10 protein-coding genes and 1 other RNA gene are annotated in these 16,155 nt (G+C 57.9%); 9 read left to right on the top strand and 2 right to left on the bottom strand.

Features of this window, described 5'->3' with window-relative positions; all coding sequences use genetic code 11:
• Positions 1-80: 80 nt before the first annotated feature.
• An RNA gene (gene ffs / locus DXC67_RS08335) (signal recognition particle sRNA small type) lies at positions 81-176 on the top strand.
• Positions 177-491: 315 nt separating this feature from the next.
• On the opposite strand, the gene DXC67_RS08330 is transcribed toward ffs, so the two are convergent.
• Positions 492-1,367 carry an LPXTG cell wall anchor domain-containing protein gene (locus tag DXC67_RS08330; RefSeq protein WP_147327777.1) on the bottom strand — a complete coding sequence of 292 codons (876 nt, stop codon included), beginning with the start codon at positions 1,365-1,367 and terminating at the stop codon, positions 492-494.
• 437 nt (positions 1,368-1,804) lie between these two features.
• On the bottom strand, positions 1,805-2,782 hold the full coding sequence (locus tag DXC67_RS08325; protein ID WP_117638046.1) for a hypothetical protein: 978 nt from the start codon (positions 2,780-2,782) through the stop codon (positions 1,805-1,807).
• A gap of 213 nt (positions 2,783-2,995) precedes the next feature.
• Here DXC67_RS08325 and DXC67_RS08320 point away from each other — a divergent pair, with 213 nt between their 5' ends.
• The 8 genes from DXC67_RS08320 to DXC67_RS08285 all read left to right on the top strand — a co-directional run bounded on the left by DXC67_RS08320 (position 2,996) and on the right by DXC67_RS08285 (position 16,154).
• Entirely contained in the window at positions 2,996-4,840 is a 1,845-nt protein-coding gene (locus DXC67_RS08320) for an ABC transporter ATP-binding protein (RefSeq protein WP_117638045.1), read from the top strand.
• The gene (locus DXC67_RS08315; RefSeq protein WP_117638044.1) at positions 4,841-6,700 is read left to right on the top strand and encodes an ABC transporter ATP-binding protein; all 1,860 of its coding nucleotides are present in this window, start codon (positions 4,841-4,843) and stop codon (positions 6,698-6,700) included.
• 111 nt (positions 6,701-6,811) lie between these two features.
• Positions 6,812-7,363 (top strand): flavodoxin family protein BilS, encoded by a 552-nt coding sequence (gene bilS / locus DXC67_RS08310; RefSeq protein WP_117638043.1) that lies wholly within the window; start codon positions 6,812-6,814, stop codon positions 7,361-7,363.
• 659 nt (positions 7,364-8,022) lie between these two features.
• Positions 8,023-8,580, top strand: coding sequence for a signal peptidase I (locus tag DXC67_RS08305; protein WP_369831368.1), 558 nt, complete (start codon positions 8,023-8,025; stop codon positions 8,578-8,580).
• A gap of 70 nt (positions 8,581-8,650) precedes the next feature.
• On the top strand, positions 8,651-9,337 hold the full coding sequence (locus tag DXC67_RS08300; RefSeq protein ID WP_117638042.1) for a SipW-dependent-type signal peptide-containing protein: 687 nt from the start codon (positions 8,651-8,653) through the stop codon (positions 9,335-9,337).
• Between the two features lie 96 nt (positions 9,338-9,433).
• Positions 9,434-10,081, top strand: a complete 648-nt coding sequence (locus DXC67_RS08295) for a hypothetical protein (protein ID WP_117638041.1) — start codon at positions 9,434-9,436, stop codon at positions 10,079-10,081.
• A 3-nt stretch (positions 10,082-10,084) separates the two neighbouring features.
• Positions 10,085-15,580 carry a hypothetical protein gene (locus DXC67_RS08290; RefSeq protein WP_117638040.1) on the top strand — a complete coding sequence of 1,832 codons (5,496 nt, stop codon included), beginning with the start codon at positions 10,085-10,087 and terminating at the stop codon, positions 15,578-15,580.
• A 1-nt stretch (position 15,581) separates the two neighbouring features.
• Positions 15,582-16,154: a hypothetical protein gene (locus DXC67_RS08285; protein WP_117638039.1), complete on the top strand. Its 573-nt coding sequence runs from the start codon at positions 15,582-15,584 to the stop codon at positions 16,152-16,154.
• The last annotated feature ends 1 nt before the right edge of the window (position 16,155 follow it).

The raw sequence follows: 16,155 nt of genomic DNA, 5'->3' as shown, positions 1-16,155 counted from the left end.
GGGGCGAATCCATCCGATGGGTTCGCCCCACTTGCCGTGGCGGGCGGGAGCGGGTAAGATATACCGAGCGCCTAGCGCGTTCGATGGGTTCGGATGACGACATGTTCCGAATCTGGTCAGGTCCGGAAGGAAGCAGCCATAAGGAGCCTCTGTCGGGCATCCGAATCCATCGAGCGCACGGGCTTTCTTTTTGCGCGGTTTTACCAAACCGCGCAATGCTCGACGCTGCGCGCCACCCAGAGCGACAATTTGTCATTCAAAAGGCAAGGCATGACCAGAAGGTCTATGCCTTGCCTTTTTCATGCCAACTTGTTCGCCCTGGATGTCGCTCGCTGGCTGCGCCAAGACATCAATGGCTACGTGGTTCAAGAGATGGTGGCATTACCATTTGTTTTTACAAGTAAAGAGGCCCGTTTCCCTGGTTTTGGTCGGGGAAACGGGCCTCTTTGTCTATGGGCTTGTGGATTGGCGGAGACAATAACCGCTGGCAGCTATTTTGAGTTCCTGATGCGGCGTGTGGCCGTGGCGGTTATTCCGAGTCCTGCGGCGGCGATTCCTGCGAGTGCGATTGCGCTCGGCGCTGTGTCGCCCGTGTTCGCGAGCTTGTCGGCGGTCGTATCTGCTTGTTTGGTGGAGCTCGATGGAGCGTATTTGCTGGTCGCGGACGAGCCGGTGGGCTGCGTCGTCTCGGTCGGTTGCGTCGAGTTGGAGGGAGGCGTCGTCTCGGTCGGTTGCGTTATCTCGGGCGAGGTGGCCTTGTCTGCCGCGGCTTTCGCCTCTTCGTATGCCTTGCAGGCGTCGTCATAAACCGTTTGCGCTTTTTTCAAATTGTCGAGGAGCGCATCTCGCCAGGCTATGAACTGGTCGGCATGGGCTTTATACATCTCTGCAGAACGTTCACAGTCATTAACTTGTCTTTCCTGCCTTTTGAGGCGGTCCTGGACCTCGCGGAGCTCCATTTCGCAAAAGTCAACTCGCGCTTTTGCCGTTACGATCTCTTGGCGCAACGACTTTATTTGCTGTTTAATAGTTTCGGCAAGCTCCTCGTCGCCGAGTGCTTCGACTGCCTTAAGCTCCTCAAGTTTCATGTCTAATTTTGCTTGGAGCTTGCTTGCCCGGTTGATGGCCTCGTCGTATTTGGCTTGGGCTGCATCGATGTCCGCTTGCATGGTGGGAAGGGATTCCCTCAATTCGGCGGCTTGCGCCGCCATCTTGTCGCGGAGCTCTTGAAAACGGGCAATGTCATCATTGAATCTCGCAATTTTCTCGGGACTTGCGGCGGCTTTTGCGGCCTCGAGGTTTTTGAGCGCTTCCTGCATGGCTGCATACGCTTTTTCTTTTGCGGCGGCCGCATCTTCCGTCTGCAAGGCAACTGCACCGGTGGGGGAACTGGTTTCTGCCGCGATCGCCGTTACGGGGGGGGGGCGATTCCCGCGACAAGCGCCGCGGAAAGGGCGATGCCCACAGTTGCTCGTCTTGCTCTTCTTGCGAGAATGTCGTTCATCTCGGCACCTCATTTCAAGGGTCGGCGACTAACTTGGTAGCACTAATGTAAGTATATCAGGCGGTTTGCCCGCCATTGATCGGGCGTGCGCGTATATCCCTTGATTAACAGCCATTAAATCTATCCCTTAAGGAACGCGGCTTGCTAGTGTTGTCTGGGCATTGATGGCTGCGTGGTTCAAGAGACGGTGGCATTATCATCTGTTTTTCCAAGTAAAGAGGCCCGTTTTCCTGGGTTGGGGAAACGGGCCTCGCTTTGTTTCTGGGCTTGTGGATTGGCGAAGACAATAACCGCTGGCAGCTATTTTGAGTTCTTGATGCGGCGTGTAGCCGTGGCGGTTATTCCGAGGCCTGCGGCGGCGACTGCTGCGAGTGCGATTGCGCTCGGTGCAGTGTCGCCCGTGTTTGCGAGCTTGCCGGGCTTGCCGCTGCTCGCGTTCGCTTGCTTGGTGGAGCTCGGTGTGGCGCCTTTGCCGGTCGCGGGCGAGCTGGCGGGCGGTGCCGGTTCGGCGGGTTGCGCCGAGTTGGAGGGAGGCGTCGTCTCGGTCGGTTGCGTTATCTCGGGCGAGGTGACCTTGTCTGCCGCGGCTTTCGCCTCTTCGTATGCCTTGCAGGCGTCGTCATAGGCCGCTTGCGCCTTTTCCAAATCGCTAAGGAGCGCAGTTCGCTTGGCTATGTCCTCGTCGATGTGGGCTTTAGCTTCCTTTGCCTCACTTTCGAAATACTGAACCTGTTTTTTCTGGCTTTCGAGCCGGCGTTGGCAGTGGTGAAGATCATCTTCACAAGATTTTTCTCGCCTTTCTGCCGACATGATCTTACTTCGCAACTGCTTAATAGTTTCGTTAGAAGCTCCGTCGTCGATTGCCTTATTTAATTCTGCCTGAAGGCCGCTTGTCCGGTCGTGGGCCTCATCGTATTTGGCTTGGGCTGCATCGACGTTCGCTTGCATGGCGGGAAGGCGTTCCCTCCGTTTGGCGGCTTCCGTCACCACCATGTCGTAGATCTCTTGAAAAGCGGCAATGTCATCATCGATTACCGCAAGTTTCTCAGTACTTGCGGCGTCTTTTGCGGCCTCGAGGTTTTTGAGCGCTTCCTGCATGGCTGCATACGCTCTTTCTTTTGCGGCGGTCGCATCTTCCGTCTGCAAGGCAACTGCACCGGTGGGGGAGCTGGTTTCTGCCGCGATCGCCGTTACGGGGGCGATTCCCGCGACAAGTGCCGCGGAAAGGGCGATGCCCACAGTTGCTCGTCTTGCACTTCTTGCGAGAATGTCGTTCATCTCGGCACCTCATTTCAAGGGTCGGCGGCTCGGCTGGTAGCACTACTGTAAGTATACCAAGCGATTGGCGCGCCGCTGACCGGGCATGCGCACCTCTCCGCTTCTCTGAAAACTGAATCCCGTTAGAAATGACGAGTTGTTTACGCTTCTTTTGGGGTGGCGGTACTATCATGGTTCGAATTGAATGTGGATGATGATAGGGAGCGCCTATACATGATTGAGTTGCTCAGGCGTTTTGGTGGTAAGTTTCGCCGATATATGGTGATCGGCCCTGCGTGCAAGTTGATCGAAGTGATCTTTGACCTGCTGACGCCGCTGGTGATTGCCCAGATGATCGATAAGGGCATTGGCTCGCACGACGTGGACGCCGTCGTCCACTACGGCATGGTACTTGGCGCCATGGCTGTGATCGGCATCTCGTTTACGCTCGTCTGCCAAAAGATGGCGGCGCTGACCTCGCAGGGCATGGGCACCGACATTCGCGGCGCGCTCTACGAGCACATCAACAAACTGAGCTATGCCGAACTCGACCGCTTTGGCACGCCGTCGCTTATCACCCGCATCACCAACGACGTCAACCAGGTGCAGCTTGCCGTGGCGTTGGGCGTGCGCATGCTCATCCGCTGGCCCTTCTTGGCGGTGGGCTCCATGTGCGCGGCCCTTGTCATCGACCTTAAGCTCGGCATGATCTTTTTGATTTGCACGCCCGCCATCGGCCTGGTGTTTTGGTTTGTCATGGCGCGCTGCATTCCGTACTACAAGCAGCTGCAGGCAAAGCTCGACCGCATCGCGCTCATTTGCCGCGAGGGGCTTTCGGGCGCTCGCGTGGTTCGCGCCTTCGTGCGCGAGGACCACGAGCGCGAGCGCTTTGCCCAGGCCGCCGATGACCAGGCCAATACTGCCATCGCGGTGGGTAAGCTCTCGTCGATTCTCAACCCCGTCACGTTTCTTGTGATGAACCTGGGCGTGTGCGCCATCCTGTGGGTGGGCGGCATCCAGGTCAACGTGGGCGAGCTAACGCAGGGTCAGGTCATGGCGTTTGTGAACTACATGACGCAGACCCTGACCTCCATCGTGTATGTCGCCAACCTGGTCGTGGTCTTTACCAAGGCGAGCGCCAGCGCGTCGCGTATCAACGAGGTGCTCAATTGCGAGCCGAGCATCACCGACGGGGGCAACCAGCCGGTCGCGCTGCTCAAGCCGGGCAATGTCGCTCCAGTTCCTGCGCTGAGCTTGAGCCATGCGAGCTTCTCTTTTGGCGCGGGCGCTGCCAACGCCGTCAACGATGTGACCCTGGAGCTCCCGCTGGGCAAGACGCTCGGCATTATTGGCGGTACGGGCAGTGGTAAGTCCACGCTCGTCTCGCTCATCCCGCGCCTGTACGATGCGGGCACCGGCAGCGTGAGCGTGATGGGCGCCGACGTGCGCACCTGGCCGCTCGATCAGCTGCGCCACGTGGTCGCGACCGTTCCGCAGCGAGCGTCGCTGGTGAGCGGCACCATTCGCAGCAACCTAACCTGGCGCGACGAGGCGGCAACCGACGAGGAGCTCTGGGCGGCGCTCGACATGGCGCAGGCGAGCGAGTTCGTGCGCAACAAGCCGCAGGGGCTCGATGCCCCGGTCGAGGCGGGCGGTAAGAACTTCAGCGGTGGCCAACGCCAGCGCTTGACCATCGCGCGCGCTCTGGTGGGCTCGCCGCAAATCCTGATTATGGATGACTCCGCCTCGGCGCTCGACTTTAAGACTGATGCGGCGCTTCGCCGTGCCATTCGCGAGCGCAGCATGCGCGGTGCCGCCGAGGGCGGGCTGCCGCTGACGACCGTCATCGTGAGCCAGCGCGTTTCGACCGTGCGCGACGCCGACATGATCTGCGTGCTCGACCACGGTTCGGTCGCGGGCCTGGGCACGCACGATGAGCTGTACGCGACCTGCCAGCTCTATCGCGAGATTTGCCAGTCGCAGCTGCGCCGCGAAGAGCTCGAGGGCCAGCAAGGGAGCGCGTTGCTCGCGTCCGCCCAGACCGCCCCTGCATCTGTTTGCGCAAAGGAGGGCTGCTAAATGAATCCGTACACTTCTTCCGGGTCGGTCGCCACGATGACGGCCAACGTGTCCGGTAACGATAACCTCAACGACCTGGGAGACGGTCCGCGCCAGCCCGGCGACCCCGAGCGCTATCCCGTGGGCGCGGTGACCCGCCGCCTGCTTGACTATGTTCGCCCACACCGCATTTCGTTTACGGCGTCGTTTGTGAGCGCTGCCATCTCGGTGATCTTGCAGCTCTACACACCTATTCTCATCGGCGAGGGCATCGACCTGATCGTCGCGACGGGCCAGGTGGACTTTGATGCGTTACTGCCGCTCGTTACCAAGCTCGCGATTGTCGTCGTAGGTGCTGCGGCCTTCCAGTGGCTGCAGGGCTATTGCGTCAACCGCCTGTCCTACGAAACGGTGCGCGACATGCGCGTGGAGGCGAGCGATAAGCTCAGCCGCATGCCGCTCAGCTTTATCGACAGCCACGCCCACGGCGACCTTATGAGCCGCGTGGTCAACGACGTCGACCAGGTGGGCGACGGTCTGCTGCAGGGCTTCACGCAGCTTTTCACCGGTGTCATTACCATCGTGGGCACGCTTGCGTTTATGCTTTCCATCAACCTGACCATGACGCTCGTGGTGGTGCTCGTCACGCCGCTTTCCATTTTTGCAGCCGGTGCTATTGCCAAGCTCTCCAACAAAAGCTTTACGGCACAGCAGCGTATTCAAGGGCAGCTCGGTGGTCATATCGAGGAGTACGTAGGCGAGCAAAAGCTTGTCGACGCCTTTGCCTATGGTCCCAACGCCCAGCAGCGCTTCGATGCCCTCAACGCTGAGCTCTACACCGCGGGCGAGCGCGCGCAGTTTATGGGTTCGCTCTCCAACCCCGGCACGCGCTTTATCAATAACATCATCTATGCCGTGGTCGCTGTGATCGGCTGCGTGGGCGTGATCACGGGCGTGCCCGCGGCGCTTACGGTGGGCGGCGTGCAGATTTTCCTGTCCTATGCCAACCAGTACACCAAGCCGTTCAACGAGGTCACCAACGTCATTACGCAGATCCAGACCGCGTACGCCTCGGCGCGCCGCATGTTTGCGTTGCTCGATGCGCGCGAGCAGGAGCCCGATGCGGCGGATGCCGTGGAACTTGCCGCCCCGCAGGGCGAGGTGACCTTTGAACACGTGGACTTTAGCTATGTGCCCGACCGCAAGCTGCTGCAGGATATCTGCATCGAGGCCAAACCCGGTACGCGCTTTGCCCTCGTCGGTCCCACGGGCTGTGGCAAGACGACGCTCATCAATCTGCTGCTGCGCTTTTACGATATCGATGCTGGGCGCATCGCGGTCGATGGTCGCTCCTCGCGTGACTATACGCGCGCGAGCCTGCGCCGCGTCTTTGGCATGGTGCTGCAGGACACCTGGCTGTTCGAGGGCACGGTGGCCGAAAACATTGCCTACGGTTGCCCCGATGCCACGCGCGAGCAGATTGTCGAGGCCGCCAAGCGCGCGCACGCGCACAAGTTTATCGTGCAGCTGCCAGGCGGCTACGATACGGTGATCGGCGAGGACGGCGGCACGTTTAGCCAAGGTCAAAAACAGCTGCTGTGCATCGCGCGCGTCATGCTCACCGATCCGGCGATTCTGCTGCTGGACGAGGCAACGTCGAGCATCGATACGCGTACCGAGCTGCAGGTGCAGGCGGCATTCGACGAGCTCATGGCTGGCCGCACGAGCTTTGTGGTGGCGCACCGCCTGTCGACGATCCGCAATGCCGACTGCATTCTGGTTATGCGCGACGGCCAGATTATCGAGCGCGGCACGCACGACGAGTTGCTAGCGGCAGGCGGCTTCTACGCCGAGCTCTACCGCAGCCAGTTTGCCCAGTAGGGGCTGCCGATTAGCGGCAGATGGTTTACATCTGCGTCGTTAGTACTAAGATATGCTTTTAACAAATTGCATTAATGGCTCGAGTTTCGGGGGAAACGAGGCAACGTGACTATGACATGCTCTATGGTGGTTAACAGCAAGAGCGGTAATACCAGGATGGTTTCGGGGGCGATCAAGCGCGCCCTGCAGGCTGCAGGCGTCGAGTTTATCCATGCCGCCGCGCTGAGCGATGATGCAGATCCGGAGCAGGTCGCGCACGAGGCAGAGGGTGCCTGCGCTGCCGATACGGTGCTTGTCGGTTTTTGGTGCGACAAGGGTGCCAGCACGCCCTCGGTGGCGGCGTTGCTCTCCGCCTTGCACGGCAAGCGCGTGTTCCTGTTTGGCACCTGCGGCTTTGGGGCCGACCAGAGCTATTACCAGCAGATTGTCGACCGCGTAACTTCCAATCTGGCCGAGGATGCCGAGCTTGCGGGCTGGGCGATGTGCCAGGGCAAGATGGGTCCCGCGGTTAAGCAGCGCTACGAGGCCATGCTCGAGCAAGATCCCGAAAACGCCCGATTTAAGATGCTGCTCGACAACTGGGTTGCCGCGAAGGATCACCCCACCAAGGAGGATTTGGACAACATGGCTGCAGCTGCAAAGAAGGCCGTGCTGGGCGAGTAGCTTCGCCGTTCGCGGTCCTTCGTGCAAAACAATACAAATGTGAAAGCCTCGAAGTTCTCGAGGCTTTTTTCTTAACACGGGGTTGCGGAAGCTGAGTCCCGGAATTTGCCTCTGGAATGGGATGTGGTTTCCGGTTGAGGGGTCTGGCGGAAAGCGCGACCCGGAATTTACGGCCGAAGTGGGATGTGGCTTCCCAACGGGGCCACAAGCGGAAACCGCATCCCGTTTCGCAAGCGAATTTTGGGACACGGTTTTCAGAGGGTTATGGGCTGCGAATTAGATGGGGCTGTCATAAAGCTGCAAAAAGAGGGTTAAAAATAAACGGTACTTCCAGCAGTTTATTTTTAATGTGGGGGGGGGGGTACGATATCTTGGTTTTTCAAAATATTTAACCCTCTATGGACGAATTGCATAGGGGGTTAGTCACAGATATTGGATAAAACAGACCAATTTGGGGATAAATGACCACTTACGCCAAAATAAGTAGCATTTAACGACAAAACATTGAAAAATGTGTAGCACATCGCTATGTTTTTATTAGGAAAAGATTCCAAATTGGCTTATTTCGAACTCACTTTTCAAGCGCCTTGCGGTTCCTGTTGAAACTTGCTGACCTTTGGATGGGTCGAATAGGGCCTCAAGGGGGATGAATTATCACTTTGGCTGCGCGTAGACTCAAACGATTTATTGCACTTTTGAGTAGCTTGGCGTTCGCGCTTGTCATAGCCCTTGCCGTTGTTTCTTTTGTGCCTCGCGCATTTGGATACACGCCCTTTGCTGTTCTTTCTGGCTCTATGGAACCCGAGCTTCCCGTTGGCTCCATGGTGTTTGTTCGCCAAGTTGAGCCAGCGGATATTGCCGTGGGCGACAATGCAACCTTTTACCGATCGGACGGTGCCGTGGTGACGCATCAGGTGTACGAGATCGACCCTGTGGCGCAGACGATTAGCACGCAGGGAATCGCAAACAAAAATGCAGATGGAACCATCATGCACGACGCCGAGCAGACGCCTTTTTCACGCGTGATCGGTGTCGTTTCTTTTTGTGTCCCTTACCTGGGCTTCGTTAACGCATATTGCACGACGATGCCCGGTTTGCTTGTTGTGGTGGCCGTTCTGGCGCTGCTGGTCGCGGCGTCGATTGTGCTCGATCGGGTGGTTCCCGACGAGCCTGCGGGCAAGCATGCCCGCGCGCATGCGAGGGAGCGGCGTTCATAGCGGCAGGGAAAAGCGTCGGCGGCGGTAGGGGCCGTTGCCGGGGAAAACGATTCTCGAAAGGAAGAGAACGATGGAAAACAAGAAGAAAAAGCGCTACGGCATCATTGCCGCCCTGTTGCTGCTGGTATTGGCTGCCGGCGTGGGAACGTATGCATGGCTGACGGCGCAGTCGAGCCTGCCCAACAACTTCACTACTGCGGGCATTAACAAGCCCACTACCGATCCCGATCATCCGAGTCAGCCGCTTCCGGATGATAACACTAAGGTCAACGGCAACCTGACCGAGACTAAATGGGTTGCGAACTCCAAGCTCGCCCCTGGCGTGTCTGTTCCTAAGAATCCTAATGTCGGTATTGGCAAGGGATCCGAAAACGCTTATGTGTACGTTTTCGTGAAGAACGAGACGGCGTCTGCTGGGACTCCTAATTCCAGGAAGACTTACTTCACCATTAACTCTGGCTGGAAGGCCGTTGAAGCGACCACCGTTGAGGGAGAGCCGACTCATTATCTCGGTGGCCTTTTCGTTTATGTTGGCGATGGGACCGAGGCAACTCCGCTTATTGCCAGCAAGACCGAGGACAAGTGGACCGGTGAGCTGTTCAGCAATGTGACTACGCCCAAGGAGACCGAGCAAAAGGATTTCGCCAAGGATGCCAAGATGACGGTCAACTGCTTCGTTTACGCTGCAGACAGCACCACTGAGGGCTCGGCTGCGTCTGCTGAGGTTGCTGCCAAGGATTGGGCTAAGAGCCTGTAGTAATCCAACCCCCTCCACTGAGATCCCGGCCCGCTCCCACCCCTATACTCGGGTCGGGATCTCGGTCCCCCTTTTTATCGACGACTGGCGAACGTAATGCTCAATAATCTTTCCGACAATCAGAAACGCACCTTGGCGCTTGCCGCGATGGCGCTGTTGGCCCTGGCGTGCCTGTGCGGCACGCTGGCTTTTACCGTTGATATGGTTCCGGCGAACAACGTTCTATCGTTTGGCAGCGTGAAGGTACGAGTCTGCGAATACACCCTCAACGAGCAGGGCGAGGAGATTCCGTTTGAGCCCAACGAGCACGGGGACTATCCCGACACCAAAGCCGGGGGTTCTGACATCAGCCGCATTGTGCGCGTGGAGAACGTCGGCTCGCAGCCTGAGTACGTTCGCGCGCGCCTGCGCATGAAGTCAGTGGCACCCGACGGCTCGTGCGCGGATGCCTCGGGCAACGTTGCGTTTCATGTGGACGCGGGCGAGGGGTCCCCGTGGATCGATGGCGGCGATGGGTGGTACTACTACCGTGGATTGGCCGGGCGTGGCGGCACGCTCGACCCCGGCGCCATGACGGAAAGCCTCATGGACTCGCTGCGCTTTGTGGACGACTACCACGATGCCGCGCGCGGCGGCTCATTCAGGCTCGATATCGATGTTCAGGCCGTGCAGGCCAAAAACCAGCAGGCAAGCGATACCGTCCTCGACGTGCTTGACGTCGCGGGCTGGCCGGAGGCGAACTAGCCTATGAAGATCAAGAACATGAACCGGGGCGTGCTTAGCAGGCTAGTTGCCGTCGCGGCGATTGCCCTTTGCTGCGTTATGGCGCTGCCAACGGTGGTGCATGCCGAGGACGTGCCCGAGAACACAAACGAATACCACATCAAAAACGAGGCTGACTTTTTGTCGTGTGTGGCGCTGTCGCGCGAGCGCGATACGTCCGGCTGGCACGTTTATCTCGATAACGATATCGTGCTTAATGGTGACGACATGAAGACCATTGTCTCGCACACCGTTAAGCATCTGTCGTTTGGCAACAAGGAGCATCCGTTTAAGGGCGTGTTCGATGGTCAAAACCACACCGTTGAGGGCCTGAACTACGATAAAGACGCTTTTGACCCCGAGCGCGATACGGGATTTTTTGCCGAGACCAACGGTGCCACCATCAAAAACTTCCTGGTCAAGGACGCCAACGTGTGGGCGGACTTCCGCGGTGGCATTATCGTGGGCAAGGCCGTCAATACGCGCTTCGAAAACGTTATGGTCATGGAGAGCACGCTGCACGTGACCTGCGCCAACAATGCTCTCAACCTCATTACCAACGCAGGCTTTGAGGGCGGTCTCATCGCCGGCGAGCTCGACGGCTGCACCCTTTATAACTGCGAGGTCCGTGGTGGCCGTGCCGTTAACAACACGACTTCGGGCGTACAGGCAATTGGCGGCGAGGGTCTGTATATGGCAGCGTTTGCCGGCTACGTTGCAAACTCAACGATTGAGTACTGCCGCGTGACGCCTACGCGCAACAAGGATGGCTCGATTGTTGAGAAGGGCATGACCGACGTCACCAATAAGTACGACGTGGCTATTGGCGCATTGGGCGGCAACAACGTGTATGCCTCGGGTTTTGTGGGCTGCATGGCGGGTAACGCCAAGATTATCGACTGCTTCTCGACGGCGCAGTGCTACAGCTATGCCGCGTCGTACGTGGGCGTCGTTGCCGTGACGCGTGCGTGGACGGGTGGCTTGGCGGGTCGTATTCTAACCGAAAAGGGCAACGAGCTCGTTCGAAGCCATTTTGCGGGTGACTTGAGCTCACGTCAGTACAATCCCATCGCCGTGATCCCCATCATTCAAAACGATGTGAACCTGGGCGGCATTGCCGCGCGTGCCAACAAGGATGATGCCACGGTTACCGAATGCTACTTTAAGCCGAGCGTGAGCCTAAAAGGCAGCAGCCAGGGTACCGCGGCTAAGAAAAAGATCCCTTCGTTTGGCGGCGATGGTACCACCAAGGGCGACAGCTATGGTCCATGGGACGACGAGCGCTACACCACGCGTGAGCTGTGGGAGGAGCACGACTACGATTTTTGTGCCGGCACCATGCGCTCGACCGACAACGACGATGCCCTGGGTGGCCAGCACACCAATGAGTGGGCGATGGATTACAAGCTGAAGATTCCCGTGCATGGCCAGAGCGTTAAGGCGACGATCGATTTTCCCGGTGCGGGCACCGCGACCATCGAGGCAACCAAACTTGGTATTGATCAGGCGACCTCGGACCCGTATGCCTTTGCCGTGAGCGCCGTGCTGGCGGGAACGGCTCAGGGCTTGGCCCAGGGCGATACATCGGTGACGTTTAGGCAGGATACCTCCGCAAAGCCTGAGGGGCTGAGCAAGGCGAACGACGGCTACCGCTTTATGGGCTGGTTCCGCGAGCCCGACGTGCGTGTGAACCGAATTGGACAAGACAACAGCTGGTTTGACGGCAAGACCGATGCCGATGCTGTGGCTGCTGGCAAGCAGGTCCAGAAGAACGAGACGCACGAGAAAACGTCGACCTATACCGCCGATAATGCGAACGGGGCCGACGGTTTTAAGGGCAACGACCTGTTCATCGCTTCGTACGAGGCGCAAGTGCTGTTCTATAACGTCAAGGGCAAAACGCTCGATTGGCAGAGCGGTGCTGCGCACGACAGGTCGGCGGATTGGTACCGCTATGGTGTTAGCCTGACGCCGGCTGCCCCTGCGGACCGCGGCGCTCTGTCTCCCAGCGCCACCTTTATCGGTTGGACGACGCAGCCGAGCGGCGAGGCCGGGATGCATGGCGGTTACGCGGCCATCACCTCGCCTGAGCTTGCCGAGTTAAAAAACGCCGGTGCGTTCTATCCTGCCGGCACCGAGATCACTGTGCTTGGCCCTACCGATTTTTATCCGGTGTACACCGACTATGTGTCGAACATCATGACGGTGTTTGAGGGCAATGAGCAGGATGCAACCGACGATCAGACTCGGCGCGACGGTGTGGGCAAAACTGACGTTAAGGTTGAGACTGCAGAAGATGGCACAAGCGCGTATACCGTACAGGTGCTCGACGTATCCGGTAAAGCTATATCCGAGGAGGGCCAGCTGCCCGACGGCTATCGTTTCCTGGGTTGGTATGAAAACAAGCAGGCTGCCGATGGATCCCCGGTTGATGTTCGCGTGAGCCGCGATCCGAGCTACAAGCTTCCCGGCAATGTGGACCTGACCGTTCCGCATACCTATACCGCACGCTTTGAGTACCGCGTGGATTACTACATCCGGGCATTCACAAATAGCGGTCTAACGGACAGCAAGCTCCTCTGCTCGGTTTGGAATAAGTACAAGTCGCCCTTTGAGGAAAACGTTGGCGCGACATATGTTCGTGAAAACATTGTCCATTGGGGTGCTGGTACGGATGATTCCGCTCACGTGTTACACGATGATAAGAATCCAGCGGATAAGTGCACTACGGTTCTCTCTGATGCGACGCGAATCGTTGCGCCTATTAACGCCTACTCGCATAATGTGCGTAACGACACTGGCGCAAATACTATCAAGGATATGATTGCCGACACTGATTTTCCAGGAGCCGGTAAACTGAGTGATGAGTGGAAAGCGTCAAGTATTAAAGTTCAATTTTCCCCCGCACATGATAGGTACCACTTCAGTTTTTGGACGCTCGAAAGACCCGACGACGGTTCTTGGACGTATATAGAGAATCCTTTTTCGAGTGCTGTTTTAACGACAGAGCAATATTATGTCCGCGCCATGGTGACCACGGACGTCAACTTCTATGACAAGGATGGCAACGTAAAGCAGGCTGCTACTCGACGCTATGAAAGCAACTTGCTTCAGCAGAAAACGGCGGAAGGTAAAGATCCGACGTTCCTGTATTGCTATCCGCATCTCTATAAGGATAGGACGGTTAATACAAGGCCCTACGACGGAAAGGATGGTGACGTCAATCCCAGTCTGACACTCGAAGCCTCTCCGACCGATGCCGACATGGCCGTGCCTGGCTATAAGTTCCTGGGCTGGATTTCGACCGCCGAGGTTCAGAAGGATTCTGACGTCTGGAAGTATATCTACGACGTCGCCGGCGACTCCTATGTGACGAGTGATCCGGATAAGGCAGAGCCGTATCTGGCGACCGACGAGTCCAAGGTCACCCAGTGGCAGGATGCCTATCCCGTCTACGCAAAGTACGACGTCAGCTACACCACCAACCTGCATCGCGCAGGTTTTGAGGGTACGGACAAGGTCAATGTGCCTAGCTACAACATCGCTCCCGTTATCAACGCGGACACCAATCCTGCTACGGCAACGGTGACCCCTGACGTTACGACGCCGGTTTATAAAGCAGGCGGTGAGCTGTATAAGTTGCAGAAGGTTGAGATCGAGCTTCCGAACGGCGAGATCAAGACGCTTCCCTACGATGTGGAGCATGGTACTTGCTCTTATCCGGTGGAACCTGGCGGAGCCTATACATTCGTGGCGTACTATTCGCCGTTGGCGGTTGTGTACCACCTCAATGCCACGGATGTGGACGGCAAAGTTGCTCAGCAAGACGATATGCTCGGCAACCTTAATGGCGGCATCCCGAAGCCTACTTATGACGTCAGCACTATCGATGCGGATACAGGCAAGTTCAACGTCTTCGTGGGCTGGACGGAAGCCGAGCCGGCACCTGGCAAGGGCTATGTCGCTTGGTCAGAGGGCATCCGTATGGTGAGTGCTTCTACCGTGGTCAAGGCCCCCATGGAGCTGTACCCGGTCTACCGTCCCAGCCTGGTTACCGTTCAATCGAACATTGACTCTAAACTTGCGAATCCCGATCTTGTCCGTAGCCTCGGCCGCACTGATTCCGGCGACCAGATTTCTCTTGAGGTCAAGGCCGCCGAGGAGGTTGAGGGCACTGACGGCACCAAGTACGACTTTGTCGGCTGGTCGCGCGATTATGTCAATGACGGGCAGTACACCCTGATGACTGACGATGAGAAGTATCCCCTCGAGGGCAGCGAGCCCTTTGAGAGCGTGACCTACACTGCGGTGTACAAGAAGACGCCGCTTAAAGTGCGCTATCACGACACCGAAGGCAACGTCATCTACACCGCTACGGTAGACCCGAACGATACGAGTGTTCTGCGTGGCCAGGATGGCAATGCCGGCTTTGTTCAGACAGTTAAGGTGCCCAAGATGGACGAGAACGGCAACCCGGTCTATGACGACAAGGGTGAACCCGTCATGGAGCCAAAGGAAGTGGCCTACGATCCCGAAGCCTACTCCGCAATCGTCGCATTCCTGGGCGAGCGAGCGGATAGCAGCTTGAAGGAGTTGTTCTTGGAGTGGCAGTGGGTTAATGGCGACAAAGCTGTGGCGTGGAGCGACTTCAAGGGTAAACCGGTTACAGCCAACATGGATTTGTATCCGGTGACGTATAAGGTCGTCGCTAACGACACATCGGACGATGCGAGCCCTAAGAATGTGACCGGGCAGCTCAAGTGGTTGCTTGATCCCAATGCCGCGAACACGATAGATGACAAGAGCGATAAGGCGCCGTTCAAGGCTTGCTTTGCAAAGCCCTTCATGGGCACGCAACTGACGGTGCACGTTGACCGCGTGGGCTATGGTCTTCCTGGCCAGACTCCTGCGCCTGTCAACGGGAAGTATGTCTCGCTTTACAGTTCGGGTTCAGGCGAGGGCTCGTTTGAGCTGACGAATCGTTTGGACTACAAGCTCACGGGCGACGGCACTCAGAGCGATGGCAATGCGGTGTTCGATTTCGCCGCTACGCATACGCTCAAGATCGTCAAGCAAACCCAGGATAGCTGGGCGAAGGGCAAGACGTTCCGCTTCAAGGTTTCCCGGGCCGGCATGGACGGCAACGCCTTGGAGGAGCGCACGGTTGAGGTAACGGTGTCATCGGATGCGCAGCTGAAGGACGGTTCCGCCTGGTACTCCGGCGCTATCGAGCTTGCGGTCCCGGCGGGTATCTACACCGTCGAGGAGGATTCAGCGTGGGCATGGCGCTACAGCAGCCAGATCGGCGTCCCTGGCAAGCAGCCGGGCGATAAGGCGCAGGCGACTATCTCCGCTGCATCGAGCGCGAACGATGCCACGTTCACCTGCACGAACACGCGTGTGAACGACAAATGGATCGATGGCAGCGATCGTGCCCATAACGTTTGGAGCAACGGCAACGTAGCAAAGAAGGAGGATTAGCATGTCCAAGCGCAAGCGCATCATCGCCTTGCTGGTGGGGGTTATCCTTCTGGCCGGTACGGCAGGCACGCTGGCCTGGCTTTCGGTTACGGGCGTGCTGGTCAACCAGTTCGGCATCGGATCGGTGACGCCATTGGTTCAGGAAACGCTCAACGGCAATGTGAAAAGCGATGTCAAGGCGCAGAACACGGGTACTGCGCCCGCCTATATTCGTGCTGCAGTGGATATCTACTGGCAAGATGCGACGAGCGATGCTCGCCTGTGGGAAGAGCCGCAAGCTGGCTCGAACTACGAGATTGCGTGGAGCGTGGCTGATGCCCCGGGCGCGAACTCGGCTGATAACTGGGTTAAGGCGAGCGACGGGTTCTATTACTGGACGTCGCCCGTCGCTCCCGGCGCGGAAACCGGCGTGCTCATAAATAGAGTTACCGAGCTCAAGGCAACCGAAGGTCGCAATCTTGTCGTGGATATCTCCACTCAGGCGATCCAGGCGACGCCCGATGAGGCCGTGCACGATGCATGGGGCTGCAAGGTCGAGGATGGCGTGCTGGTGCCGCCGCATGGAGGTGCGTAAG

It is taken from the genome of Collinsella sp. TF07-1, assembly GCF_003437235.1.
In the GTDB taxonomy this organism is placed as follows: Bacteria; Actinomycetota; Coriobacteriia; order Coriobacteriales; family Coriobacteriaceae; genus Collinsella.
The sequence above is the reverse complement of the archived record's forward strand: the minus strand, read 5'-3'. Positions and strand labels throughout refer to the sequence as shown.